We start from the raw sequence: 24,927 nt of genomic DNA on the forward strand, positions 1-24,927 counted from the left end.
ACTTTACCTTTTAAATTTTTTTGCTGCAATCTTTACAAATTCCGTAAAGTTGCATCATGTGGCCGGTTAGTTTAAATCCGTGCTCTTTTGCTATATTCATCTGTCTTTTTTCTATGGTATGATCTTCAAATTCTATTATGACGCCGCAACGTCTGCATATCATATGATCGTGGTGAGGCTTTGTGGCAAGTTCAAATTTTTTGCCTTGAGAGCCAAAGCTGATTGAAGTAACCATCTCTGATTCTTCAAGCAAATTTAAAGTTCTATAAACTGTTGCAATGCCTATGTTTAGCTCAGGGTGAGCCTCTTTGATAAACAGATATAATTTCTCAGGCGTAAAATGCTCGTCGTTATTATAAAGAGTTTTTAGCAAAACTTCACGTTGCTGAGTATATTTAAGCCCATTTTCTTTTAAAACTTTTTTGAATTTTTCAAGCAGTGCGTCATATTCTAAATTTTCAATCATCTTTTACTCCTTTTGTGTTGTGTTGCTATCTACGGTATTGTTTGAATCAATCGAAATTTCATCTTTTAATGTCGTATTTATAGGTGGTTGTATAGTATTTTGTATATTTTGCTTTACTTCATTTACGTCTATATTCATTATCCATTTGCCGGTTTGTAAAAGCACGGGATAAAGGATACTGTCTTTCAGATACGGTTTTAGCTTGCTGTCTAGCACTCCGATATTAGCCACCGTTACTACCAAAACTGCAAATATCAAGAAAATTTTCGCACTCCCCATTATAAATCCGCCGATCTTGTTTAAAATCCCAAGACCGCTTAGATCTAAAAGCTTTGATAAAAACATACCTATAGCCAAGCAAACCACCCAAAAAACTATAAGTATGGATAAAAACCCTACAAAGTGTATTATGGAGTCGTTATCAAGCTTGTAAATTTTATCGTTTATAAATTTACCCGCTTCATTTACAAATCTGCTTGCAACTACAATACCGCCTATAAGTCCTATGAGGCCAAAAATTTCTCTTATAAGACCGTGCATAATGCCCTTTATGCCAAGCATCAAAACAAGAACACCCACACAGATATCAAAAATACTTATATTAGCAAAATCCATCTACATTCCTATCACGCCGGCTAATTCTTGCTGGCTTGTTGAATATCTCATCGCCATATCTTTTGTGATCTGACCTGATCTTACGGCTTTAGTTAGAGCTTGCGTTTGAGTAGTCATGCCTGTCATTTGCTGATTTAGTTGCATTTGAGAATAAATTTGATGAACTTTGTTCTCTCTTATGAGGTTGGCAATCGCAGGGTTGTTTATCAAAATTTCATGAACCGCTATACGACCTCCGCCGTTTTTAGGCATAAGGCTTTGAGAGATAACCGCCGTTAGCGAAACGGATAGCATGTTTCTTACCTGAATTTGCTCTCCGCCTTCAAAGCTGTCTATAATACGGTTTATAGTCTGTATTGCCGAGTTGGTGTGAAGAGTGGCAAAGACAAGGTGTCCCGTTTCAGCAGCTGTTATAGCGATAGATATGGTTTCTCTATCACGCATCTCGCCTACAAGTATTATATCGGGATCTTCACGAAGTGAATACTTAAGCGCTTGTGCGTAAGAATGCGTATCCGTGCCTATATTTCTATGAGAAAATAGGGATTTTTTATTTTCATGGACAAATTCTACCGGATCCTCGATGGTTATTATATGTTTTCTTTCGTTTAAATTTATCTCATTGAGCATCGCCGCAAGAGTGGTTGATTTACCGCTTCCCGTAGGTCCTGTAACAAGTATCATCCCCTTTTCGCGCTTTACTATCTCCTTAAAGATCGAAGGTGCTCTAAGATCGTCAAGCGAAGGAATCTCGGTAGGAATTATACGAAATGCCGCCGCTAAATCACCGTTCATAGTGTAGTAGTAGTTACCTCTAAAACGTCCGATATTGGGCAACTCTATAGCAAAGTCAAGCTCTTTTTTTTCTTCAAGCTCACTCTTTTGGGCGTCGGTTATGAGAGCATAACATATATCTTGTATGTCATGACCCGTCAAAACTCCCATTTCAAGAGGTCTTAAAGTGCCGTCTATTCTTATTTGAGGCGCACTTCTTGCGACAAGGTGTAAATCACTCGCTTTGTTATAAACAACAGTCTTTAAGAACGTTTCTAAATTCGTGCTAAATTTTCCGGTCTCTGTCATGGCAATCACTCTATGATTTTAGGAACAACAAAAAAGTGTTCGTTTCTTGCCGGAGCATGCTTTAAGATCGAATCTATTACGTCTGATTTGATCTCAACATCTTCTCTAAGCAAAGTACCGCCGTCTATGGAGCTTACCACAGCTTCGACATTGCTTAAATCAAGCTCATTTAAAACATCGACAAAGGTCAAAATTTCAGTAAGTTGCCTCTTAATCTCCCCCCGTTTATCCTCGCTTATTTCAAGCGAACTAAGCTTTTCCAGCTTAGCAAGTAACTCATCATCTATCTGCATAATGCCTCATTTGATTCAAATTTTAGTGCATTATATCACATTTTAGCTTTAACCTTTGTGATGTTTCAGATTTATTATGCTACAATTACAATCTTTTAACTACAACAATTTAAGGAAAAACATTGGCTATAAAAGAAGATTTAAAATCCATAAAAGAAGAGTTAAATACACAGGAACAATTTTTAGAAAACATAATAAAAAGCGAAAGATTTATTAAGAAATACAAAAAACCTCTCATAGTTACTTTGGTGTTGGCAGTATTAATGGTTGGCGCTTATTACGTCAATAACTTTATAAAAGATAAGAATTTTAAAGCAGCAAACGAAGCTTACGCTGCGCTTATAACAAATCCCGGCGACTCTAAAGCAAAAGCTACCTTAAAAGAAAAGGATATATCTCTTTATGCTCTTTACGAGTTTAAAAGATCGCTTGAAAATAACGATACCACCACTTTAAATTCGCTTATAAACGAACCTATCGATCCTATCTTAAAAGAGATAATCAAATCCCAAACAAACGAACAAAGCGGACAAATTTTAAGCAACTACAAAACGGTTTTAAAGGGTTACGAGCTTATAAAAGACAATAAAATAGAAGAAGCAAAGATAGAATTTAAGAAAATTCCTCTCAATTCACAGCTTCAACCGATAGTAAAAAATCTTGAACATTACCAAGGAAGCGTCAAATGAAAAAATTTCATATATTTTTAGCCGTTATTTTTGTATCGATTTTGCTTAGCGGATGCGGAACCAAAAGGCAGTATTTTGAGCCTGAAAACGTAAATTCAAAAGCTGATTTTGAGTATAAACTACCTGATAATATCGCTTCAACAAGCCTAAATGCGGCAGTTCTTGAAAACGGAATGGTCATCACAAAACACGGCTTACTGGAAAATGTAAAATTTCCAAAAGGCACGACGCTCTTAAATGTCCAAAAAGACAAATTTATAACCTCAACGCTTGATGGAAATTTAATAATCACAGACCAATACGGACAGGCATTATACGAAAGAAAATTTAAAGAAGCCATCGTATCTGCGTCGCTTGAAGACAATAGGCTTGCATTACTAAGCGCTTCAAATACGATATATCTTGTAAATATTGCGACTGACTCAATCATGCTTGAATTTGAATCATCAGACGTATATGCACAAGATTCTCGCACGGCATCACCTTATTTTTTAAGCTCTCTTGTGATATTTCCGACACTTGATGGAAAGATTATGATAGTTGATAAAAGTAACGGAAGAATTTTAAGAGATGTTGTCGTAAGTAGCGAGCAATTTTTTAATAACATAATATTTTTAGATGTGGTAAATGACACTATGCTTGCATCAACAGGCAAAAGAATCGTGTCGATAAGTCCGGAAAAAACGCTTTATTATAACGGCGAAATAAAAAATGTCATTTCAAATAAAGATAAAATTTATATCTTTGAAAAAGACGGCACGGTAACGCTAACCGATCTTAATCTACAAAAGCTAAATTCAGTAAATTTCAAATTCGCCATCTTTTCAAATGCAGTAGCATTTAGCGATCATCTTTATATTATCGAGAAAAAAGGCTACCTTATAAAAACTAGACTGGATTTAAGCGATGCGCAAATTTTTGAGCTAAGTGATGAGATAAAAGATAAGAGTTTTGTCGGATTTAAGGATTTTTATTACGATAACTACTACCTGAAGCTAAATTAAAATGAGCTCTGAAATTTATAAAATTTTTGAGGCTCATAATCTTGTTTTAAAAGATCTAAAACAGATTGATTTAAGCGAATTTAGCAAGAAAAAAACTCTCAAATCGGCTATAGGTATTGACACAAAGGGATTTTATACTATAGTTTTCATAAGAGAAGCCAAAAGCAGGTTTTTAAAAAAAGAATTTGAAGATATTGTTGAAATTTGCCGAAAAGTAGAAGAAAAACTTGGCTTGAAAATTAAAAAAAGAGTTATCTTTTACGGCTCGCAAATTTGCTCGAAAACACAAAATTTAATAAAAGAATCAGGATGGAAATATGACGCTGTGTGATATCGGCAATACAAACGCCACCTTTTCTAAAGAAGGTAAAATTTCAAAGATCGATATCCAAAGCTTTAAAAATTTTAAAAGTAGTGAAAAAATATACTACATAAGCGTGAACGACTCTCTTAAATCCAAGCTTGAAAATGATGAAAATTTCGTAAATTTAGAGCCGTTTTTTGAGATTGACACTATATATAACGGACTTGGGATCGATCGCATAGTAAATTGTTACAGTATCGATAACGGAGTGGTTATTGATGCGGGAAGCGCTATAACGATAGATATAATGCAAAACAAAATGCATCTTGGAGGGTGTATCCTGCCCGGAATATCTCAAAGCCTAAAAACCTATGAAAACATATCCGAACGACTTAAGGTATCTCTAAATTCACAGATAGATCTTGAGGCTTTACCTCAAAAGACATCGGACGCTGTAAGCTACGGAGTAATCAAGCCTATCGTCCTTCTTATAGAAAATATCTCAAATAACTCTAAAATTTATTTTACGGGTGGAGACGGAGAATTTTTATCTAGATTTTTTAAAAATAGTATTTATGATAAGAGATTGATTTTTCGGGGTATGCAGGCGTTAATCGAAGAAAAAAAGGAAATTTTATGCTGACAGTCGCACTGCCAAAAGGTAGAATCGCCGAAGAGACTCTTGAAATTTTTAGAAAAATTTTCAAAACTCCGTTTTTGTTTGAGGATAGAAAGCTCATCATGCAAGAGGGAGATTTTAAATTTTTAATGGTTCGCAACCAAGATATCCCCGTTTATGTCATGAACGGAGCCGCCGATATCGGCGTAGTAGGACTTGACGTGCTTGAAGAGCACAAGCCTGATGTATTAAGACTGCTTGATTTAAAAATCGGCAAATGTCGCGTTTGCGTAGGAGTTAAAGAGGGCGAAGAACTTGATTATAACGTCTCTGAACTTAAGGTCGCAACCAAGATGGCAAATATCTCTCGCAACTACTTTTCGGCTAAAGCGACACCTCTAAAAATCATCAAACTATACGGCTCTATAGAGCTAGCTCCGCTTGTTGGGCTTAGCGACGTTATCGTCGATGTGGTTGAAACAGGCGCCACAATGAAGAAAAACGGGTTAAAAGTGGCAGAAACTATCATGCACTCATCTGCACATCTGATAGCCAATAAAAATAGCTTTATTATCAAAAAAGACGAGATAATATCGCTTTACGAGAAGATAAAAACTCGAATTTAAGTGTTGTAAAAATCGAAAGTTTTATTATAAATTTAAGAGTGTAGATTTAAATTTTAGCGTTAAAACTTCTTATAAAATCACAAAAAATTTCATAGAGCTTTTCTACTTCATCCACGCGAACCCTCTCGTCTACAGCGTGAATTCTATCGTTTATAACTCCAAATTCAACTACTTTAACTCCAAATTCGGCTAAGTATCTAGCGTCGCTCGTGCCGCCTTTTGTATTAAGATCAGGCACGACACCAGTGATATTAGTTACGGAATTTTGTAGAGCTTTGACGATAGCGCTATTGCTATCTGTTAAAAACGGTTTTGAGCTCTGCTTGATATCAAGACTGTAGTCAAACTCTCCAAAAAGCCCTTTAACATAATCTTGCACGCGCGCAACATCCGTTTTGGTCGAATTTCTTATATTAAACATCACTTTTACGCTACTTGGAGTTACGTTACATACCTGCATTCCGCCTCTAATGTCCGTTATTACGATCTTGCTAGCGTCAAAAAACTCTCCTCCTTCATCAAGGTCAAATCCTGCAAATTTATGAAAAACGCTTGCAAGCTGATGGGTTGGATTTACGCATTTGTCTGGATATGCCGCGTGTCCTTGAATTCCGTTTATGGTAAGAGTTGCGTTTATAGAACCGCGCCTGCCGACTTTGATCGTATCTCCAAAAATTTTATCGCAAGTAGGTTCGGCTACTACTGCAAATTCAGGCAAATTTTCATTTTCTTTCATAAATTTTAAAGCTTCAAGCGTGCCGTATATAGCATCACCCTCTTCATCGCTTGTCAGTATCATAGATAAGGTGCCATCAAATTTAGCCTTACCCAAACTTATTTCAGCACAAATTTGCTTGCAAGCACAAACAAACGCCGCGACTCCGCTTTTCATATCTTGAGCTCCGCGAGCGTATATAAATCCATCTTTTTGCACAGGATCAAAAGGTTCGCTATTCCAATTCTCCCCAGCAGGCACAACATCGACATGACCCGCAAATGCAAGATGTGCTCCACTGCCAAATTTCTTAGTAAGTATTAAATTTTTAACTCCGTTTTTATTAACGAATGTGGGTTTAAATTCATCGCAATAATCCTTGATAAATTCAAGCAGTCCGTCATCATCAGGAGTGATGGATCTGAATTTCAAAATTTCTTTAAAAAACTCAATAACTTGCATAGTATTTCCGTCTAAATATAAATTTAAAGTAGGGTATGAGAAGGCTCACCCAGATAAAAGCCTTGAAATTCATCTATACCAAGAGCCACGCAGGTTTCAAATACGCTTTTTGAATGGACAAATTCGGCAATTACCGTAATATTTAATCTCTTGGCAAAAGCGATTATCGCACTTGCAACCGAGCGCGAATCATCGTCCGTATCGATATTTTTAATGATTGAACCATCTATTTTAATATAGTCCGGTTTAAGTTTTAAAATATAAGAGAAGTTGCTATATCCCGAACCAAAGTCATCAATCGCAATCTTTGCACCCATTCGCTTAACGCGCTCTATAAATTTACTAACCCGCTCAACGTTTTCGACATTTTCATCTTCTAAAATCTCAAACACCACACGATTTGCGACTTTATATCTGTTTATCCTATCTATGATAAATACGCTCATATCGCCGTCAGTCATATCTCTACCGGATAAATTTATAGAAATGATCGCGTCAGGAGTTTCATGAAGAAGCTTAAAGCTCTTCTCCATAAGCATTTTTTCGATATCAACATATCTTTTTATACGCTTTGAAACCTCCAAAAATATATGAGGAGAAACCACTTCGCGACTATTTTGAATACGCATTAGAGTTTCATATTTCATAACTTTTTTTTGCGCATTAAATATCGGCTGATAATAAGGAATTATCTTATCGTTTACAATAGCGTCTCTAATCAAATTCGAGCGTTTAATCTGCTCTACATACTGAACCGTATCATCGATACTCTTAAAATAACAAAAATAATCCTTGCCGCTTCTTTTTGCGAATTCAAGCGCAACCATAGCTTTTCTAAGAGTATGCGTATCATCCAGACAAAAGCCGATAGTGCAATGAACCTCTATGAGATCTTGCTTGTCATCAACTCCGCGCTCGACGTCTATTATAAGACCTTTGAGGCTTTCTAAAAGATCGATCGCAAAATCTTCGTAGCGATCTATAAAAAAATCTCCGTCTTCAACGAAAGCGAATTGATCTGCACCGATTCTATAAACCTTCATACTCTCTTTTTGGGCGATTTTTTTAACCAAATCGGTAAGATATAGCAAAATTTGATTACAAATTCTCATGCCGAAATAGTTATTCATCTTTCTAAAATCATCGATGTCCATAATGACTATTTTTGGCTTTCTCATATCATCTATATCTTTTTGTAAAGACGTTCGATTGGGAAGCCCTGTAAGCGGGTCAAAATAAAGTCGCTTTTCTATCTCGTTATTTTTAGAAACCAGCTCGGCATTTACGGTAGTTAATACAATCTGATTTGTTTTAAGTCGCTTGTAAAATAAAAAATACTGAAAAAGCCCGATAACCATCATAAAAGTAGTTACTATGATGGTGTTTTTCATATTTGCAAAAAACCATTCGCTAAAATAGCTGTCGTGAATACCTGAAATTCTGATGTTGTCCATCATGTTGTATCCGATTATAACATCATCGTATTTCTTAAAATAGCAAATTTTAGCTTTATTATCGGGAAGTAATTTTATCTCTTTATAGTAACCTTCGCTTATAAATTCTTGATATTTAACTTTGTCTATACCGCAAATTTCAACAGGCAAAGGCTCTCCTATAAGCTCAGGGTACCTAGAACTTGCCAAAACCACAAGCTCTCTTTCATCTTCCATCTCTTTAAGAACCCAAGAAGATAGAGCTTTTGTCTGCTCTGCATAGTTTTGAAACGTGGCTATATCTTGTTCGGCAATAGTATTATACAAAAGCTCGACGGCATTCATGTGAGATTTTACTTTAGCGTCGATAGTTATGTTTGACATACTGCTTACGGAGGTTTTGTATTTGGTATAAAATATATAGGATACAAGCATCAAAGAGCATATGATAAGTATGACTACAGGCAAAATTATAAATTGCGTTGTAGATTTTTTAAAATCAATATTTTGCATCCGACCTATTAACCTTTTATTAACACCAAGTTATATTAATCTTTTATAATATCACAATTTGATTAAAAAAGCTATTAATAAAATATTAAATATTTAAATTAAAAAATATATTATAAAAAAGAGTTATTGCAAAGCCTATTAAAATAACTGCACAACTATAAGACATATACTTTATAACTCTAGGTGAAATTAGCTTGGAGCTCTTAAAAATAGCAAAAGGCATAAGAGTTATCCAAAGCCCGATAGCAGTAATTAATCCTGCAACCATAACCCATGCGTATCCTGCAAAGCTACTTGCAAGAGTAGCCACACTTAGCCAAAATCCTATCGTATAAGGGTTGCTAAGAGTTGCAAACAATCCTTTAAAATAATTTTTAGCAAATTGTACTTTATCTTTATCTAGCGTTTTTTCAAGCTTGATTTGGTTATTTGCTCCTTTAAAGATAAGCCAAGAGATAAAAAGCAGATAGCAAATTCCAAAAATTCCGATCGCCTTTAAGATAAGTTCGTTTTGCAGATACTCCAACACTCCAAAACTAAGCAAAAGCAGATAAAGCACGTCCGCACTCATCGCTCCAAGACCGATAGCAAACGCTCTTAAAAACGAACTGAGCGCGGCGGTCATTATCATTATATTAATAGGTCCAAGCGGTATGGCTGCTGAAAATCCAAGCAAAAGCCCTTGCAAAAAGATACTCATATAGCTATGCCGATCATATATTTTTCACAAATATATTTGCTGTTGCCGTTTTTACAGATAGTCATAAAAAATAACCGATAGTCAAAAATCTCATCATCGCTACAGCACTCTTCATTAAAATTTACTCAAAAAGACTTTAACTCATACATAAAAGCAAATTTGACAAGCTGGTTCTATCCTCAGCACAACAAAACAAATCACATAAAGCGAGTCTAAAGTCTTATTATCTTAGCTCCAAATCCACCTTGATTTGGCGGCGCATCAAAGAATTCCTTTACGCTAGGATGAGTCTTTAAAAAATTCCTGACCGCAAAGGCAAGCTTACCGGTGCCTATCCCGTGAAAGACGCTAACCTCATCAAAGCCCATTATCAAGCTATCGGAGATAAATTTATCAAGCCTTTCTATCGCCTCATCGGCTCTAAGTCCGTGCAGATCAAGAGTAACGCTAGCCGTTTTTGGTTTTTGAACCTTTAAATTTACGCCTGACTTTGGTGCGCTTGGAGGCGGATTGCCGCTTTTTTTAAGCATCTTGATAGGCACTCTAAGCTTAACGCCGTCGGTTTGTATAGTAGCGTCATTTTTACTAAGTCCTACCACAACGCCTTTTATCTTATTATATTTTACGTTATCGCCGATTTTTAGCTCTATTTGAGTTGAAATTTCAGGCTTTATGATAGCTTTTTTAGCCTCATTGGCACTATTTAAGGCACGCTGTTTTTCTCTGGTATCGTCTAAATTTATAGCTCTTTTAGCCTCGTTTATAGCCTTAAAATACTCTCTTTCAAGCCTATTTATAGTCTCTTGCTCTCTTATTTCGTTTTGTTCTTTTTGCTCTTTTAAACTCTCAATGAGCAAGTCAAGCTTTTGCTCTTTCTTTACCGTGCTTTCAAGACGTTCTTTTAGCTCAACTTCCAAATTTAAAGTCTTGCTTATCATCTCGTTTAGATTTTCTTTATCTTCACCGTAAATTTTCTTCGCTTCGCTAACTAAATTTTGAGATATGCCGTATCTTACGGCAGTTTCAAAAGCATAAGATTTGCCGATAGTTCCTTTTAAAAACTCAAATTTCGGACGAGAATTCTCCTCGTCATAAAGGGCTGCTATGAGCTCAACCTCGCTATTTTTAGCAAGCAGCATAGCAAGACGCTTATGGTGAGTAGTGATGATCATCTTGATATCGCTCGCTATAAGCCTTTCAATCATCACGCTATATAGACTAGCAGCCTCTTCAAAGTCCGTTCCAAGCTCTATCTCATCAATTCCGATGAGCAAATTTTTCTTGTTAAAAAGCCTTGAGAAGTGAAGCATGCGCCCTGCAAAAGTAGAGATGTCGTTTTTTACATTTTGCGGATCTTCGATGATGGTATCAAACTCCTTAAAGCTTCCGATGTGCGAATTTTCAGCATCTATCCTCATAGGCAAAAGATACTTCGCTAAAAACGCCGCGGAAATTATTGATTTTAAAAGCATTGACTTGCCGCCCGCATTTACACCCGTTATCAAAAGCACTTTTTTACGAAAATCCACGCTCACGCTTTTTGGATTTTTAAGTGCAGGATGGGCGAAATTTTTAATAACTATATTTGACGAGCTATCGCTTAGCACAAATTCATAATCCATACTCTTAGCCATAAGCACCCGCGCGCTATAAGCGTCAAAGATATCAAAAGCCGAATTTATAAATTTCAAAAATAGCAAATTTTTGTGCATAACGCCACTCATAAGCTTGCAGTGCTCATATACTATCAGCTCTTTTTTATCCAAAAGCTCGCTTTGCTCTTTTTTAAGCTTTTCTATGTTTGCAGGCATTACGTAAAAGTATCCGCCCGAACTTCTTGCGACAACCGTGCCTTTTAGCACGTGATTAAACCCTCCGCGCACCAGCAAAGCTTCTTGAGCATTGATATAATGAACCTGAGTATCCACAAGATAAGGCATTATTGATTTTGAGTAGATAAGTCGCTTTAAATCAGCGTCAATCTGAGACTTTTTCATAGCAAAAGCCGATTTTATGTCTGCAAGCCTCTCATCGACCTCATCTTTTAGCTCGCCGTCTTTATCAAAGGAATTTGCGATTTTTAAAATAGCCGAAGGAATTTCTATCTTATCTAGCCACTCGCCAAGACGTCTTTCAAATTTAAGCGATTTAAGATACGAAAAATAGTTTATAATCTTAGCAAATTCATAAATTTCGCTGATATGAAGCACGGCTTGTTTGTTTAGCCTAATGAGAGCGTCGTCTAAATTCGCAACCTCGCCAGGCTCTTTAAATTCCACATTTGAAAGCTCTAAAATTTTTTCATAGTGAAGCCTGCTATCTCCTTGCATAAAAAGCGGTTTTTCGCGAGCCAAAAACGAGCCGAATTTAGCGATATACTCGGTTAGATCAAGAGTATGAAGCAGTCTATCCACCTACTTAGCCTCGCAACTTTTTATCTCTATTATGACGCTGCTAAGCTCTTTAAATTCGCGCTTTGCGACAAAAGACGCGGTGCCAAATTCGTAGTTAAATTTTTTATTACTTACTTCTATCTCCCCGCATTTTAATATTTTACCTTGATTAAACGCGCTTAAAAGCTCGCGGGTTTTAGCCTGACTATCTTCAAAAGTACTCTCATAAACATAAGCCAAACCTCCTACAACCACGATAAAAGAGGTTATTAAAATTTTAGCCTTTTTGCTAATCTTCTCATCGCTTATACTAAAGAGCAAAATAGCCACTAAAATAACTACTAAAACAAGTATAAACCTCATTATTTTCCCCTTAATTGATATGTGATGTCGCCTGCGCCAAATCCTATCACAAGTCCGTCATCAAGCAAATTCTTAACTCCGAATTCATCAAAAAACACAATACTGTCATCTTCTCTGCTAACGTGAGTGGTCATTATCGGATTATACTCTTTAAATTCCTCTTTCATATCTATCTCTATAGGCTCTTCGCCCGCCGCATAAACGGGCAGTATCACAAGCTCGTCAATGCCTTTAAAGCACTCTTTAAACCCTTGTAAATTTGCACTCAAGCGAGTATATCGGTGAGGCTGAAATATCGCCGTTATCTTTGAAATTCCAAGCAGCTTTGCGTATTCAAAGACCGATTTGAGAGTCGCTTTTATCTCGGTGGGATGATGAGCGTAGTCATCTATAAGCACAAATTTCTTAGTTGCCGTAAGTATATCAAAGCGTTTTTTTATACCTTTAAAATTCATCAAATTTTCACGAATTGAGCTTAAAGAGACCTCATTAATCGCAGCCAATATCGCAAGACTGGCGTCTATTGCGATATGCTCGCCCATGCCAAGCACTTCAAATTTGCCCAAATTTTTAAGATTAAAGGTAGTGTACGGCACAAAATCCCTTACTACCATGGTCATATCGGTAATATCAACGCTTGGATTTAGTCTGATAGCGTCAAACTTAAGCGTGCTTAAAAACTCATCTTCGGCGTTTATCACCCGAATTTTAGCTCGCTCCAAAAATCCCCTGTAAGCTGCATGAAATTTCTGCATATCGTATTCGTAGTGCTCCATATGCTCGGGCTCCGCATTGGTTACGATGGCCAAATACGGGTTTGAGTTAAGGAAGCTTGAGTCGCTCTCATCGGCTTCAAAGATGACGTTTTCATGAGTGTTGTATTTCATGTTTGAATTAAATTGCTTTGAGATGGCGCCTATGATGACAGAGCCCTCGACAAGGCTTGCAAGCATCGCCGAAGTGGTGCTCTTACCATGCGCTCCCGCAACCGCAAATACACGCTTGCCCTCAAGCACTATGGGCAAGGCTTCTTTGCGCGAAAGACACTTTATGCCGCGTCTTTTGGCTTCGATCAGCTCTATGTTATCCTCTTTGATCGCAGCTGAATAAATAACAAAATCCTGATCCGTTATCGCCTCTTTGCAGTGAGGCGTTATGACATTTATGCCTTGCTTTACGAGCTCTTTTGTCGTAACGCTCTCTTTGATGTCGCTACCGCTTATGATGTAGCCCTTTTCGTTTAAAAACCTCGCGATAGCCGATATGCCGATACCGCCGATACCGATAAAATGAACTTTTCTCAAATTTGACCTTAAATTAAATTTTAAATTTGATTATATCCAAAAGGAGCTTAGAGATATTGGTTTAGTTTTTTGATTTGGTTAGCTCATAACTCTCATCAATCAGATCAAAGACCGCCTCATCCAAGATATCGCTGCTTAAATTCACGCTTATCCAGTGCTTTTTGTTCATATGATAAGCAGGGAAAATTCTCTCATCATCTCTTAATAGGCTTGCCAGATCAGGCCTGCACTTTAAATTTAAGATGAAAGTTTCGCCATCTTTTTTAAGACTAAGTTTTTTATAATCAACTTTTAAGAGCAGGCAAAACCATTTTTGATTTTTCTTATGGCGAAAAATAGCATGCTCAGGATAGTTTTCAAAAACTTTTTCGTTTTTAACTCCGAATTTTTCGCTTATATATTTAAAAACGGCTTTTAGTTGCATTTGGTTTCATCGCTCTTTTTTAAGGCTTTCATTCAAAGATAGATTTATCAAATTTGCTAAAGAGAAAACTTTCTATCTCGCTCATCTCATGCTCTCTAAATTTACTGACATCGATTAAAATCGCCTGTTTAGAGCCAAACATAAGTGCAAAGCCATCTTTTAGCCTATAAATTTTAAAAATTTGAGAGTATTTAAGCGCAAGAGCAAAGTCGCCCTCACTCATATAAATTTTATCGCTAAATTTAAGCCGCGTTTCATATCTGTTTTTATCATGAATCGCATCACTACCCTGTTTTATCGCATTTAACGTCATCTTTGGCGTTAGATAAATGATGAATATCCTAAGGAATATCATCGTTACCGCAGCGCTTAAAATTCCCACTTCAAACCTGTCAAATTCATCTTTTACCGAAAAAAGTAAGAGCATAGAGCATATCGCAAATATGGTAACAAAGAAAATTTGCCTGATTTGACCTCTTGTGATAACGCGCACATACCGCTTTAAAAGCTCGTCACCGACGCTAAATTTACACTCAAATTCGCTTTGCATTTTAGCCTCTTGTCTTAAGCCTTATTTTGGAAGCTTAAATTTACGCAAATTTAGCTCGCCGCTACTCATATCAAGATAATAAAGCAGGTCTTTTTGTACGCTTAAACCCGCAAGATATCTAAGAGCCAAATTTGCCTGAAAGCTAGCTATAAACATAACTATAGGAGCGGCGATGCCTGCGGGTTTGATATCTGAAACCGCAAAAGCAGAAGTTAGCGAAGCTTTATCAAACAGACAAACCTGTCCGTGAAAGCTCTCAACAGACCCGTAAAGCCAAGGCACGCCCAAGCTCTTTGCGTATTCGTTTATCTGAGCTCTTGTTTTTAGATTATCGGTAGCATCAACGATAAGATCAAATTTAAGCCCTTTAGTCGCAAATTCATCAAATTTACAAGCATGAACCGTTATCTTTACGCCGTCATATCTTCGCTCAAGGCGACTTTTAAAAATTTCAGCCTTAAATTTGCCCTCATCTCCCATATCAAAAAGAATTTGGCGGTGGATATTATGCACGCTCACTTCGTCAAAATCGACAATGTGAATTTCGCCTATCCCGCTTGAACTAAGAGCATATCCAAGCGAACTTCCAAGTCCGCCCGAGCCGATGATAGCTATGCTTTTGCTTGCCAAATTCGCTTGCGTCTCCTCGCCCCAAAGCTGAATTTGTCTATGAAAATAGTTCATATAAATTTCCTTTTATTTATAATGCATCCAAATTCCCACATACTTCTTGCTTTAGTAACTTCCTTTTTGCTTACATCTACAAGCAACATCTCTTCGTTTTTGCCAAGCCTCGCCTCGATATCGCCAAGCGGATTTATAAGCATGCTGTCTCCGTAGAATTTCCACTGCTCGTCGTTTGATTTGTGATTTCCGACACGATTAACTCGCAGGATATAAAGATTATTCGTAAACGCGCGAGTTTTTAAGAGCTCCTCCCATCTAGCCCGACTAAAAAACGTGCAAGCTGACGGCATAAGCACCACATCAACTCGCTTTTTCATCATATACGCCCAACACGCATCAAAGTGAGCTTCATAACCAAACATCACGCCAAATTTTATCTTCTCGTGAGTAAATGTCAAAAACTCAAATTTATCATCAGAGTCGTTTTGAGAATTTGTAAAAAATTTCGCTTCGTTCCAATGAGAATACGGCATCAAAATTTGCTGTTTAAAAAATTTAGTCTGATTCGGGCTAAATTTACCGACCGCCTTTATAAGCTCTTTGCCTCTGCTTAATACGATAGGAGCGATGATCGTGATATCGTATCTCTTTGCGAATTTCGCCAATGTCTCGCGCTTGATCTCGCTTTGTTCTTTTATGATGCTTTTTGGCATACTTTCAAGCTCTTTAAAGAAGCTGTTTAGCACGTATTCTCCGAGCACGACAAGCTTCGCGCCGCTATCTGCACACATCTTAAAATAATAATCAAGCCTTAAGTCGCTGATAGGCTGAGTGGGAAGTTGTAGGGCGCAAATTTTACTCATTGGATATCTCTTTTATCTGAAGTTTTGCATTTTGTAAAATTTCCCCAGCCTCATCAAGCAGCCTCTTGCCCTCTTTGTGAAGCTTTACACTCTGCTCTAAGCTTAAATCATCCTTGTTTAACTTCTCTAAAATTTCATTCGCCTTTATCAGCTTTGATTCAAAACTATCTTCTTTTAAATTTTCATCATTTTGCATCCAAAACCCTTTTTACATATTTTTCAAATTTATCAACTTCAACCAAAAACGCATCATGTCCGTAGTTGCTATCTATCTGTATATACTCGCATTCGCAAGGTTTTTCAAGCTTGGCAATCTCATCAGCCATCTCCTTCATGCAACTTGGCGGAAATAATATATCGCCGCTAAATGATATAAGCGTAAGTCTCGCGCGAATTTGTGAAAGCGCATCGCCAAGGCTATCATAGTGCCTCGTGCAGTCAAAGATATTCATCATCTTAACGATATAAAGATAGCTTAGCGGATCAAAGCGCTTCGGGAAATTATGCCCGTTATACTCCATATATCTATCCACTTGAAAGCGTCCCGTAAGCTCGTAAAGTCCGTCGGTTTCTACATAGTTTCTGCCAAATTTCACGTCCATGGACTCAGGGCTTAAAAAGCTTATGTGACCTGCCATCCTGCCAAGCGCCATGCCGACAAGTCCGCTCTCGGCGATATCAACAGGATCGTATTCGCCGTCTTTAAACTCCCTATCGCGTAAAATTCCCTCAATTGCGATTTTATTAAACGCGATCGCCCAAGGCTTGGTCTGGTAGGTGCTTGCCATGATTATTACGTTTTTTGCAAATTTTGGAAATTCTATCGCAAAGCAAAGCGCTTGCATACCGCCAAGACTTCCGCCGATAACTGCGTGAGCCTGCTTGATGCCAAGCCTTTCAAAGAGCTTCATTTGAGCTTTTACCACATCGCTTATCGTTAAAACGGGAAATCGCAAACGATACTGCTTGCCTGTGCTTTTTTCTATGCTAAGCGGATTTGTCGAGCCGAAATTTGAGCCCAAGATATTTACGCAGATGACAAAAAATTTATTCGTATCAACCGCTTTACCCTCGCCTATGAAGCTATCCCACCAGCCGGGCTTTTGCTCGTTTTCATAAAATCCCGCCGCATGGTGCGAGCCCGTAAGCGCGTGGCAGATGACAATGACGTTGCTTTTATTTTGATTTAAATTTCCGTAGGTTTCATAAACAAGCTCAAAATTTGAGAGAATTCGACCGCTCTCAAGGTAGAGCGGCTCGTCGAATTTCTCTTTGCCTGTTTTTAAATTTAGCACTAATTGACTTTGTAATTCGGCGCTTCATGCGTGATAACTACGTCATGAACGTGGCTTTCTTTAAGCCCCGCACTCGTAATTTCTACAAATTCCGCCTTTTCTTGAAGCGTTAAGATATCTTTTGAGCCGCAATATCCCATCGCGCTTCTTAATCCGCCAAGCAGCTGATGCACTACATCTTTGATGCTGCCCACATAAGGAACGCGACCTTCGATACCTTCGGGCACAAGTTTATCTTGAGCGGTACCTTCTTGAAAATATCTATCCGAGCTTCCCTTGCTCATCGCGCCTATTGAACCCATGCCGCGGTAGGTTTTGTACTGGCGTCCTTGGAAGGTTATAAGCTCGCCCGGACTCTCGTCACAACCCGCAAGCAAGCTTCCCACCATGATACTGCTTGCACCTGCGGCAAGCGCTTTGGCTAAATCGCCTGAATACTTGATACCGCCGTCTGCGATAACGGGAATGCCATATTTTTTAGCTTCGTTTGCGCAGTCGTCAATGGCTGAAATTTGAGGCACGCCCACGCCTGCTACGATCCTTGTAGTACAAATCGATCCTGGTCCGATACCTACTTTTATGCCGTCAGCTCCTGCTTGCGCTAAGTCCTTAACGGCGGCAGGATTTGCGATATTTCCCACGACTACATCTACGTTAAAATTTGCCTTTATCTCTTTCAGTGTATCGATGATACCTTTCGTGTGTCCGTGAGCAGAATCCATAACTATCGCATCAACTCCCGCTTCCACAAGCGCTCTTGCACGGTCTATCTGCCCTACTCCGATAGCTGCTGCCACTCTGAGTCTGCCGTAGCCGTCTTTGTTGGCGTTTGGATACTCTTTACGTTTTTTAAGGTCTTTTATGGTTATAAGTCCTTCTAAATGTCCGTTTTCGTCTATTATCGGAAGCTTTTCTACGCGATTTGAGTGAAAAATTTTCTCTGCTTCATCAAGCGTGCAACCCTTTGGAGCGGTTATCAAAGGAGCCTTTGTCATTCGCTCTTTTACAAGCACTTTCGGATCGGTTTCAAAGCGAAGATCACGGTTGGTTAAAATTCCTATAAGCTTATTTGCCTCATCAACCACTGGCACGCCCGAGATATGAAGATCCGCCATCAGTGCCCAAGCTTCGCCGACCGTTGCGTCAGGACGTATGGATATAGGATCGATGATAACACCGCTTTCGCTCTTTTTCACCCGTCTTACTTCGCGCACTTGCGAGGCTATGTCCATGTTTTTATGTATGACGCCGATACCTCCAAGACGTGCCATCATGATAGCCGTCCTGTGTTCAGTAACCGTATCCATAGCTGCTGAGATAAGCGGGATATTTAAGCTTATATTCTTGCTAAAAACGGTCTTTACGCTCACCTCTTTAGGCAAAATTTCAGAGTATTGCGGGACTAAAAGCACATCTTCAAAGGTTAAAGCTCTTTTAACTATCTTCATTTTTATCCTTTTATCAAATTCTCTAAACTATACGCTCCGTCAAGTAGTGTCTGCTCGTCCCAAGCCCTGCCTATAAGCTGAGCCGAGACATTTAGTCCGTCACTTGTCTTTGCAACAGGCACTGATATCGCAGGAAGGCCTGCTAGATTTACGCTAATGGTATAAATGTCTGCAAGGTATGCTTTAAGCGGGTCTGCAAGCTCTCCAAATTTTGGAGCCACGGTAGGCGATACGGGCATTAACATGAGATCGCATTCGCTTAAAATTTTTTCATATCTTGCTTTCGTGTATGCGCGCGCCTTTTGAGCCTTGATGTAGTAAGCGTCGTAATATCCGCTACTAAGCACAAAGGTTCCTAGCAAAATTCGTCTTTTTACCTCATCGCCAAAGCCCTCGGAGCGAGAATTAATGTAAAGTTCTTTTAAATTTTTAGCCTCTGCGCGTCTGCCGTATCTTATACCGTCAAATCTGCTTAAATTTGCGCTCGCTTCGGCGGTTCCGATGATATAATATGTCGCTATATCGCATTTTGAGTTTTCCAAATTTTTATAAACTATCTTGTGTCCTGCCGTTTTTAAGATATCAATCGCTCTTAAAAGCTCTCTTTTTGTCTCTTCGCTTGCTTCATTTACGTAGTTTTCTATAACGCAAATAGTTAGCTTTCGCTCGCCGTTTAAATTTTGGCTTACTTTTTTATATTCGATATTTGCGCTTGTGCTGTCTTTTTCGTCATGCCCTGCGATGATATCATAAAGTATTGCGGCGTCTTCTACGTTTTGAGTTATGGGACCAATTTGATCTAAACTACTTGAATAAGCGCCAAGACCGTATCTGCTTACGCGTCCATAAGTCGGTTTGAAGCCGACACATCCACAAAATGCCGCAGGCTGACGCACGCTACCGCCGGTATCGCTACCAAGTGCGGCTATGGCTATACCGCCGCCTACCGCAGCCGCAGAGCCGCCGCTACTTCCGCCTGCAACGCAAGCGTGATTTAGCGGATTTAAGGTTTTGCCGTATATCGAGCTCTCAGTAGTGTTTCCCATCGCGAATTCGTCCATATTGGTCCTGCCAAAAGGCGCTAAATTCCCTTCTAAAAGCTTTTCTATGACGGTTGCGTTGTAAGGCGCTACGTAGCCTTCTAAAATTTTAGAGCATGATGTTATGCTCCAGTCTTTTACTTGGATATTGTCCTTGATCGCTATAGGAATGCCTTCTCCAAGCTTTGATATCGGTAAATTCGCAAGCTGCTCCACATAAGCTCCAAGCTTTTTCTCGGACGCAATCTTTGCTTCAAGCTCGCTTCTTAGTGATCTTATCTCCTCTTTTGAGAGCTTTAAAGCCTCTTTTAAAGTTATCATCTGTTTTCCTTAAATTTATTTACTAAAACTATCCCGATGCCGACTATGCATAAAATAGTAGCGATGGTGATTACGATGATGCTAAAGCTGATCGGCTCAGAGAGCATTTTTTAGCACCCTTTCACATCTTGGGCAAGTTTCGCCGTCATGTTTAGCGGTAAATTTCCAACACCTCGGACACTTAAATTTGCTTGACATTACAAGCTTAAATTTATCATGCCCGACTTCAAATTCAGCCAGACTGTCTTTGCCGTCAAGACTCTCTATCTCGCTTACCATATACCAATCCGTTATCTCATCCAAATCTTCGCTTAAGATAGAATTCGAGCTGGTTTGAAGCACTAGCTCAAGGGTTGATTTTATCTTTTTATCTTTTTTAAGCACGTCTATAAGCTCAAAGAATTTCTCTCTGCTTTGAACCAAAAGCTCGTCATCCACTTCAAATTCAAACTCAATCGGCGCATACTCAAGATCAAATGCGTCTTTGGCTCCATTCTTGATAATCTCAGGTGCATAGTCCATAACCTCATCGACCGTATACGTAAGTGTCGGCGCAATGAGCGGCAAAAGAACTCTTGTGATGATAGCCATAACGCTTTGAGCCGATCTTCTGCGATCATCGTCACTGCCGTCGCAATACAGCCTGTCTTTGCTGATATCAAGATAAATTCCGCTCAAATCCGCACTTAAAAAATTCATAAGCAGGCTAAAGCCCTTTGAGAAATCATAATTTCTAAATGCCGCTTCAGCTTCGCTAAAAGCTCTTCTGGCACGGCTTAGTATCCATTTATCAAGGATATTGAAATTTGAGGTTTGCAAATCCTGCAAGTCGTTTACGTTTGCAAGCAAAAATCTTATCGTATTTCTTATCTTGCGGTACTGCTCGCTAACTTGTTTTAGGATATTGTCGCTGATTTTTAAATCGCTTGAATAATCGCTCAGAGCAACCCAAAGGCGTAAAATTTCAACGCCGTAAGTTTTGATCACATCTTGAGGCGCTACGACGTTACCCTTGCTCTTACTCATCTTTTGTCCGTTTTCATCAACGGTAAAGCCGTGAGTTAAAACACTTCTATAAGGAGCTTTGCCTTCGGCTGCACAGCTTAAAAGAAGCGAGCTTTGAAACCACCCTCTATGCTGGTCGCTACCCTCTAAATACATATCCGCCTGATAACCGCCTGCATCATAATCGCCGCTTTTTAAAACCGCAGACCAAGTGCTGCCGCTATCAAACCAAACATCAAGGATGTCGGTTACTTTTTCTAATTTTTGCGGGTCATATTTGGAATTTGGGGCTAGAAGCTCTCTGATTTCCATATCCCACCAAGCGTCAGCTCCCTTTTCTTCAAAAATTTTGGCTACAAATTCCAAAACCTCATCGTCAAATATCGGTTCTTTCGTCTCTTTATCCCTAAAAAACGCGATTGGCACACCCCAATCCCTTTGGCGAGAGATACACCAGTCAGGGCGATTGGCAACCATGAGCCCTATCCTTCTTGCGCCACTTACAGGATAAAATTTCACCTTTTCTATCTCGCTTAAAGCAACCTCTCTTAGAGTTTTTCCATCTATCTTTGGCTCGTCCATAGCGATAAACCACTGCTTTGTAGCGCGATAAATAACAGGCTTATGAGTTCTCCAGCAAAACGGATAAGAGTGGGTAAATTTGCTAACCTTTAGCAGATCTTTGCCCAAAATTTCTAAAATTCTTTCGTTAGCCTTAAATATATGTATACCGACAAGCTCATCCACTACGTCCGCGCGGAAAAGCTTCTTAGTTCTAAGTGTAGAGTCGTAAAGTCCGCCCTCATCTACCGGCATGATAACCTCGATGCCGTATTTTAAGCTTATGTGATAGTCATCTTCGCCGTGTCCGGGAGCCGTATGCACAAGACCCGTTCCTCCGTCCATAGTAACGTGCTCTCCGAGGATAAATTTAGACTCGCGGTCGTTTAGAGGATTTATCGCATGTAGTTTTTCAAGCTCTGTGGCTTTAAATTCCTTAACGATCTCGCCTTTAGTAAGCCCTTCTTTAACAAGCTCTTCAATCATCTCTTTGGCAAATATCAAATTTTCGCTTGTGATTACGTAAATTTCATTTGGGTTTAAGCTGATGGCTTGGTTTGCAGGAAGCGTCCAAGGAGTCGTAGTCCAGATAACCGCTCGCGCTTCTTTTACGCCGAGTTTTTTAAGCGCCTCTTCGCCTAGTTTAAAGGCTACGTAGATGCTATAGTCCTCTTTGTCTTCATACTCTACCTCAGCCTCCGCAAGGGCTGATTTCGCCGCCCAACTCCAATAAACAGGTTTGCTTCGCTCTATCAAAAGTCCGCGCTTAGCTACTTTACAAAGCGTTTTGTAAATTTCAGCCTCAAATTTAAATTTCATCGTAAGATAAGGATCATCCCAGTCGCCGACTATGCCAAGCTGCTTAAATCCCTCTTTTTGGATCCCTATAAACTCTCTTGCATGCTCTCTACAAAACTCTCTGATCTGAGTTGTGCTCATCTCCTTTTTCTTCTCACCGAGCTTTACTTCGACCTGCTGCTCTATCGGCAAGCCGTGGCAATCCCAGCCCGGAGTATATCGGATCTCTTCGCCAAAGAAATAGTGAGTCTTAGTGATGATGTCTTTGAGTGTTTTATTAAGCGCGTGTCCGATGTGCAAATTTCCGTTAGCGTAAGGGGGTCCGTCGTGAAGGTTGAAACTCTTTTTAGCCTTTTGGCGTTTAGCTTTCATCTTGGAGTAGATATTTCGCTCGCCATACCATTTTTCCAGCCGTTCAGGCTCATTTTGCGGCAGGTTGCCGCGCATAGGAAACTCCGTGCTTGGAAGCAGGAGCGTATCTTTATAATCCATACTTTTACCTTGTTTTAAATTTGCAAATTTTATCTAAGCAGTGATTAAAGGCTACTGAAAATAGAGCTTTAAGCTAAAAATTTAGTGGATTTTTTTGTGATATAATTTCAAAAATTAAGGAGGTTTTTATGAAAAATGCACTTTTAATAATCGGGAAAGATTTAAGCATAAATGCCGCTTTTTTGGGATATATTTTTAGCTTTTATAAGGCTCATTTCAAAGAGCTTGGGGAGTTTAATTTCGCCGATAAAAGCGACAAAGAGCTGCCCTTTATCATAGAAAAACTATGCCTTAAATTTGACACTCTTACGATATTTAGCTCCGATGAAACATACGCGACGGTGGCTAAAATTTTAGCCACTTTAAGCTCGGATAAGCTTGAGCTAAAAGATGAAAATACGCTTGCCTTAAGCAAGGCTGTTAAGGTTTCAAAAGATAGCTTTTTAATAAATTTAAACACAACGCAAGTAAATTTACTTAAGGCAAATCCGACTTGCGAGCTTCCTGAAATTCTCATCAAGCCAAATTTAAATTTTGAGTATTTTAATTTAGTCGATATCGATAAAGAGAGTGCGAAGATCCTGCTTGAGCCGATAGCCAAAACTTACGAGGTTCAAATTCACTTCTCGGAAATCACTAAAAATTTGATAATAGTACGCGCAGAAGCCAATAAATTCGGTCAAACAAAAGGCTTTATAGAAAGTGCGGTCAATCTATTTTCAAACAAAATAATTTTAGGCAGAAATTTCATAGAGCATATCGCTAAAATTTTGATTAAAAACGAGCTTAAAATCACATTTGCAGAGTCTTGCACCGCAGGTCTTATCGCAGCAAAATTTACAGCCACGGCAGGAGTATCTGCGGCATTTGACGGCGGACTTGTGACATATGCAAATGGGATAAAGCGCGACTGGCTTGGGGTTAGCGATGAAGTGCTTAAAACTTACGGCGCAGTTAGCGAGCAGTGCGTAGAAGCGATGTTAAGCGGCGCACTTACATCAAGCGGAGCTGATTTTGCACTTGCGGCAAGCGGTGTAGCAGGACCTGGCGGCGGAAGCGAAGAAAAGCCGGTCGGAACGGTATTTGTAGGTGCACTTGCAAAGGACGGAAGCAGTATCGTTGAAAGGCTAAATTTAAAAGGCGATAGAGGCTATATCAGAGAGCAAAGCGCCCTGCACGCTTATCTTTGCTTACTAAAACTAAGACCAAGGCTATTTTTTAGACAAATTTAAATCGCCAAAATTTATCTGAAAATATCTATTTTGCTGAAAATACAGAACTATTTTTATAAAAATAGAATTAAAAACGGCTTAGTAAAATTTTAATTTACTAAGCCGAAAATTACAAATTTTATAAGCTCAAAAAGCTAAGGTAAAATTTCGACTAAAATAAATTCTAATTATAAGGTTCGGTTTTAAATCCCTGTCTTATAAGGCTCCCCATACCACCGTTTAAATTTATGATATTCATCTCTTCTGAATCGATCATTGAGGCTGCATTATAGCTTCTGCTACCGCTTCTGCAAATTATCGCGATAGGTTTTTTCAGATCAAATTTCTTAGAAAGCTCTTGCAAGAATCCATCTTTATTATAAGGATCAAAAGTAATGAGCTGTGCTCCTTTGATAACACCTGTTTGACGCCACTCCATAGGGGTTCTTATATCAACTATCTGCTCGTAGTTTTTGATATTATCAGGCGTTACATTGACATGCTCTATCTTGGCTACCGCAAGAGAGGCTAGAATGGATAATACAATAAGTTTTTTCATAATTTTACTCTTTTAATAAAAATTTTCGTTGTATTATTATAAAAAACAGTAAATAAAAGATAAATTTAATCAAATTTCGTCCTTTATGATAATTAATATTATAATAAGAAATAAATGCTACCATTACAAAAAAATATTATTTTAAAGGATA

26 protein-coding genes are annotated in these 24,927 nt (G+C 38.7%); 6 read left to right on the forward strand and 20 right to left on the reverse strand.

The genetic code is table 11. The features are described from left to right. Nucleotides 1–10: 10 nt before the first annotated feature. Genes CDOM16188_RS06095 through gatC form a run of 4 tightly spaced genes read right to left on the reverse strand, consistent with a single transcriptional unit; the run spans nt 11 to nt 2,457 of the window. On the reverse strand, nt 11–466 hold the full coding sequence (locus CDOM16188_RS06095) for a Fur family transcriptional regulator (protein WP_169940532.1): 456 nt from the start codon (nt 464–466) through the stop codon (nt 11–13). Between the two features lie 3 nt (nt 467–469). Further along, the gene (locus CDOM16188_RS06100) at nt 470–1,081 is read right to left on the reverse strand and encodes a CvpA family protein (protein WP_169940534.1); all 612 of its coding nucleotides are present in this window, start codon (nt 1,079–1,081) and stop codon (nt 470–472) included. Continuing rightward, entirely contained in the window at nt 1,082–2,164 is a 1,083-nt protein-coding gene (locus CDOM16188_RS06105) for a type IV pilus twitching motility protein PilT (RefSeq protein WP_169940536.1), read from the reverse strand. Between the two features lie 5 nt (nt 2,165–2,169). After that, the gene (gene gatC, locus CDOM16188_RS06110) at nt 2,170–2,457 is read right to left on the reverse strand and encodes an Asp-tRNA(Asn)/Glu-tRNA(Gln) amidotransferase subunit GatC (RefSeq protein ID WP_172200314.1); all 288 of its coding nucleotides are present in this window, start codon (nt 2,455–2,457) and stop codon (nt 2,170–2,172) included. Between the two features lie 122 nt (nt 2,458–2,579). Between gatC and CDOM16188_RS06115 the strand changes: the two genes are divergently transcribed. The 5 genes from CDOM16188_RS06115 to hisG are packed head-to-tail and all read left to right on the forward strand — an operon-like array spanning nt 2,580 to nt 5,699. Continuing rightward, nucleotides 2,580–3,146, forward strand: coding sequence for a hypothetical protein (locus tag CDOM16188_RS06115; protein WP_172200316.1), 567 nt, complete (start codon nt 2,580–2,582; stop codon nt 3,144–3,146). Beyond that, nucleotides 3,143–4,150 (forward strand): L-seryl-tRNA selenium transferase, encoded by a 1,008-nt coding sequence (locus CDOM16188_RS06120; RefSeq protein ID WP_172200318.1) that lies wholly within the window; start codon nt 3,143–3,145, stop codon nt 4,148–4,150. Before CDOM16188_RS06115 ends, CDOM16188_RS06120 begins: the two co-directional genes overlap by 4 nt. Before the next feature lies 1 nt (nt 4,151). Next, complete coding sequence (locus CDOM16188_RS06125) at nt 4,152–4,481, forward strand: hypothetical protein (protein WP_172200320.1); 330 nt, start codon at nt 4,152–4,154, stop codon at nt 4,479–4,481. Then, on the forward strand, nt 4,468–5,097 hold the full coding sequence (locus tag CDOM16188_RS06130) for a type III pantothenate kinase (RefSeq protein ID WP_172200322.1): 630 nt from the start codon (nt 4,468–4,470) through the stop codon (nt 5,095–5,097). The genes CDOM16188_RS06125 and CDOM16188_RS06130 overlap by 14 nt, the downstream gene beginning before the upstream one ends. Then, the gene (hisG, locus tag CDOM16188_RS06135) at nt 5,091–5,699 is read left to right on the forward strand and encodes an ATP phosphoribosyltransferase (RefSeq protein WP_172200324.1); all 609 of its coding nucleotides are present in this window, start codon (nt 5,091–5,093) and stop codon (nt 5,697–5,699) included. Before CDOM16188_RS06130 ends, hisG begins: the two co-directional genes overlap by 7 nt. A gap of 46 nt (nt 5,700–5,745) precedes the next feature. Here the strand turns inward: hisG and dapE are convergent, their stop codons facing one another. The 15 genes from dapE to ileS all read right to left on the reverse strand — a co-directional run bounded on the left by dapE (nt 5,746) and on the right by ileS (nt 23,006). Next, on the reverse strand, nt 5,746–6,876 hold the full coding sequence (dapE, locus tag CDOM16188_RS06140; protein WP_172200327.1) for a succinyl-diaminopimelate desuccinylase: 1,131 nt from the start codon (nt 6,874–6,876) through the stop codon (nt 5,746–5,748). Nucleotides 6,877–6,899: 23 nt separating this feature from the next. Next, nucleotides 6,900–8,822: an EAL domain-containing protein gene (locus CDOM16188_RS06145; RefSeq protein ID WP_172200330.1), complete on the reverse strand. Its 1,923-nt coding sequence runs from the start codon at nt 8,820–8,822 to the stop codon at nt 6,900–6,902. An 85-nt stretch (nt 8,823–8,907) separates the two neighbouring features. Further along, the gene (locus CDOM16188_RS06150) at nt 8,908–9,522 is read right to left on the reverse strand and encodes a LysE family translocator (RefSeq protein WP_172200333.1); all 615 of its coding nucleotides are present in this window, start codon (nt 9,520–9,522) and stop codon (nt 8,908–8,910) included. Nucleotides 9,523–9,734: 212 nt separating this feature from the next. Further along, on the reverse strand, nt 9,735–11,936 hold the full coding sequence (locus CDOM16188_RS06155) for an endonuclease MutS2 (protein ID WP_172200336.1): 2,202 nt from the start codon (nt 11,934–11,936) through the stop codon (nt 9,735–9,737). Beyond that, the gene (locus CDOM16188_RS06160; RefSeq protein ID WP_172200339.1) at nt 11,937–12,278 is read right to left on the reverse strand and encodes a hypothetical protein; all 342 of its coding nucleotides are present in this window, start codon (nt 12,276–12,278) and stop codon (nt 11,937–11,939) included. Further along, a complete protein-coding gene (gene murC / locus CDOM16188_RS06165; protein ID WP_172200342.1) occupies nt 12,278–13,582 on the reverse strand; it encodes a UDP-N-acetylmuramate--L-alanine ligase in 1,305 nt (434 codons plus the stop codon). The genes CDOM16188_RS06160 and murC overlap by 1 nt, the downstream gene beginning before the upstream one ends. A 61-nt stretch (nt 13,583–13,643) precedes the next feature. Further along, nucleotides 13,644–14,006, reverse strand: coding sequence for an MmcQ/YjbR family DNA-binding protein (locus tag CDOM16188_RS06170; RefSeq protein WP_172200345.1), 363 nt, complete (start codon nt 14,004–14,006; stop codon nt 13,644–13,646). Nucleotides 14,007–14,034: 28 nt separating this feature from the next. Next, nucleotides 14,035–14,556: a YcxB family protein gene (locus tag CDOM16188_RS06175; protein WP_172200348.1), complete on the reverse strand. Its 522-nt coding sequence runs from the start codon at nt 14,554–14,556 to the stop codon at nt 14,035–14,037. 21 nt (nt 14,557–14,577) lie between these two features. Beyond that, entirely contained in the window at nt 14,578–15,240 is a 663-nt protein-coding gene (locus CDOM16188_RS06180; RefSeq protein ID WP_172200351.1) for a ThiF family adenylyltransferase, read from the reverse strand. Further along, complete coding sequence (locus tag CDOM16188_RS06185) at nt 15,237–16,046, reverse strand: carbon-nitrogen hydrolase family protein (protein ID WP_172200353.1); 810 nt, start codon at nt 16,044–16,046, stop codon at nt 15,237–15,239. The genes CDOM16188_RS06180 and CDOM16188_RS06185 overlap by 4 nt, the downstream gene beginning before the upstream one ends. Next, nucleotides 16,039–16,242 (reverse strand): exodeoxyribonuclease VII small subunit, encoded by a 204-nt coding sequence (xseB, locus tag CDOM16188_RS06190; RefSeq protein WP_172200355.1) that lies wholly within the window; start codon nt 16,240–16,242, stop codon nt 16,039–16,041. The genes CDOM16188_RS06185 and xseB overlap by 8 nt, the downstream gene beginning before the upstream one ends. Continuing rightward, nucleotides 16,232–17,341 carry a homoserine O-acetyltransferase gene (locus CDOM16188_RS06195; protein WP_172200357.1) on the reverse strand — a complete coding sequence of 370 codons (1,110 nt, stop codon included), beginning with the start codon at nt 17,339–17,341 and terminating at the stop codon, nt 16,232–16,234. Before CDOM16188_RS06195 ends, xseB begins: the two co-directional genes overlap by 11 nt. After that, nucleotides 17,341–18,789: an IMP dehydrogenase gene (gene guaB / locus CDOM16188_RS06200; RefSeq protein WP_172200359.1), complete on the reverse strand. Its 1,449-nt coding sequence runs from the start codon at nt 18,787–18,789 to the stop codon at nt 17,341–17,343. Before guaB ends, CDOM16188_RS06195 begins: the two co-directional genes overlap by 1 nt. A gap of 2 nt (nt 18,790–18,791) precedes the next feature. Then, nucleotides 18,792–20,150 (reverse strand): Asp-tRNA(Asn)/Glu-tRNA(Gln) amidotransferase subunit GatA, encoded by a 1,359-nt coding sequence (gatA, locus tag CDOM16188_RS06205; protein ID WP_172200361.1) that lies wholly within the window; start codon nt 20,148–20,150, stop codon nt 18,792–18,794. 96 nt (nt 20,151–20,246) lie between these two features. Continuing rightward, the gene (ileS, locus tag CDOM16188_RS06210) at nt 20,247–23,006 is read right to left on the reverse strand and encodes an isoleucine--tRNA ligase (RefSeq protein WP_172200363.1); all 2,760 of its coding nucleotides are present in this window, start codon (nt 23,004–23,006) and stop codon (nt 20,247–20,249) included. A gap of 128 nt (nt 23,007–23,134) precedes the next feature. Between ileS and CDOM16188_RS06215 the strand changes: the two genes are divergently transcribed. Further along, nucleotides 23,135–24,238, forward strand: a complete 1,104-nt coding sequence (locus tag CDOM16188_RS06215) for a CinA family protein (RefSeq protein WP_172200365.1) — start codon at nt 23,135–23,137, stop codon at nt 24,236–24,238. Between the two features lie 163 nt (nt 24,239–24,401). Here the strand turns inward: CDOM16188_RS06215 and CDOM16188_RS06220 are convergent, their stop codons facing one another. Beyond that, nucleotides 24,402–24,776 carry a rhodanese-like domain-containing protein gene (locus CDOM16188_RS06220; protein WP_172200368.1) on the reverse strand — a complete coding sequence of 125 codons (375 nt, stop codon included), beginning with the start codon at nt 24,774–24,776 and terminating at the stop codon, nt 24,402–24,404. Nucleotides 24,777–24,927 lie beyond the last annotated feature (151 nt).

The organism is Campylobacter sp. RM16188, assembly GCF_012978795.1.
GTDB classification, from domain to species: Bacteria; Campylobacterota; Campylobacteria; order Campylobacterales; family Campylobacteraceae; genus Campylobacter_A; species Campylobacter_A canis.

What these genes read in the sequence shown, in the direction of transcription:
- CDOM16188_RS06095 (WP_169940532.1), bottom strand. Translation starts at nt 466, where the DNA reads ATGATTGAAAATTTAGAATATGACGCACTGCTTGAAAAATTCAAAAAA.
- CDOM16188_RS06100 (WP_169940534.1), bottom strand. Translation starts at nt 1,081, where the DNA reads ATGGATTTTGCTAATATAAGTATTTTTGATATCTGTGTGGGTGTTCTT.
- CDOM16188_RS06105 (WP_169940536.1), bottom strand. Translation starts at nt 2,164, where the DNA reads ATGACAGAGACCGGAAAATTTAGCACGAATTTAGAAACGTTCTTAAAG.
- gatC (WP_172200314.1), bottom strand. Translation starts at nt 2,457, where the DNA reads ATGCAGATAGATGATGAGTTACTTGCTAAGCTGGAAAAGCTTAGTTCG.
- CDOM16188_RS06120 (WP_172200318.1), top strand. Translation starts at nt 3,143, where the DNA reads ATGAAAAAATTTCATATATTTTTAGCCGTTATTTTTGTATCGATTTTG.
- CDOM16188_RS06125 (WP_172200320.1), top strand. Translation starts at nt 4,152, where the DNA reads ATGAGCTCTGAAATTTATAAAATTTTTGAGGCTCATAATCTTGTTTTA.
- CDOM16188_RS06130 (WP_172200322.1), top strand. Translation starts at nt 4,468, where the DNA reads ATGACGCTGTGTGATATCGGCAATACAAACGCCACCTTTTCTAAAGAA.
- hisG (WP_172200324.1), top strand. Translation starts at nt 5,091, where the DNA reads ATGCTGACAGTCGCACTGCCAAAAGGTAGAATCGCCGAAGAGACTCTT.
- dapE (WP_172200327.1), bottom strand. Translation starts at nt 6,876, where the DNA reads ATGCAAGTTATTGAGTTTTTTAAAGAAATTTTGAAATTCAGATCCATC.
- CDOM16188_RS06145 (WP_172200330.1), bottom strand. Translation starts at nt 8,822, where the DNA reads ATGCAAAATATTGATTTTAAAAAATCTACAACGCAATTTATAATTTTG.
- CDOM16188_RS06150 (WP_172200333.1), bottom strand. Translation starts at nt 9,522, where the DNA reads ATGAGTATCTTTTTGCAAGGGCTTTTGCTTGGATTTTCAGCAGCCATA.
- CDOM16188_RS06160 (WP_172200339.1), bottom strand. Translation starts at nt 12,278, where the DNA reads ATGAGGTTTATACTTGTTTTAGTAGTTATTTTAGTGGCTATTTTGCTC.
- CDOM16188_RS06170 (WP_172200345.1), bottom strand. Translation starts at nt 14,006, where the DNA reads ATGCAACTAAAAGCCGTTTTTAAATATATAAGCGAAAAATTCGGAGTT.
- CDOM16188_RS06175 (WP_172200348.1), bottom strand. Translation starts at nt 14,556, where the DNA reads ATGCAAAGCGAATTTGAGTGTAAATTTAGCGTCGGTGACGAGCTTTTA.
- CDOM16188_RS06180 (WP_172200351.1), bottom strand. Translation starts at nt 15,240, where the DNA reads ATGAACTATTTTCATAGACAAATTCAGCTTTGGGGCGAGGAGACGCAA.
- CDOM16188_RS06185 (WP_172200353.1), bottom strand. Translation starts at nt 16,046, where the DNA reads ATGAGTAAAATTTGCGCCCTACAACTTCCCACTCAGCCTATCAGCGAC.
- xseB (WP_172200355.1), bottom strand. Translation starts at nt 16,242, where the DNA reads ATGCAAAATGATGAAAATTTAAAAGAAGATAGTTTTGAATCAAAGCTG.
- guaB (WP_172200359.1), bottom strand. Translation starts at nt 18,789, where the DNA reads ATGAAGATAGTTAAAAGAGCTTTAACCTTTGAAGATGTGCTTTTAGTC.
- gatA (WP_172200361.1), bottom strand. Translation starts at nt 20,150, where the DNA reads ATGATAACTTTAAAAGAGGCTTTAAAGCTCTCAAAAGAGGAGATAAGA.
- ileS (WP_172200363.1), bottom strand. Translation starts at nt 23,006, where the DNA reads ATGGATTATAAAGATACGCTCCTGCTTCCAAGCACGGAGTTTCCTATG.
- CDOM16188_RS06215 (WP_172200365.1), top strand. Translation starts at nt 23,135, where the DNA reads ATGAAAAATGCACTTTTAATAATCGGGAAAGATTTAAGCATAAATGCC.
- CDOM16188_RS06220 (WP_172200368.1), bottom strand. Translation starts at nt 24,776, where the DNA reads ATGAAAAAACTTATTGTATTATCCATTCTAGCCTCTCTTGCGGTAGCC.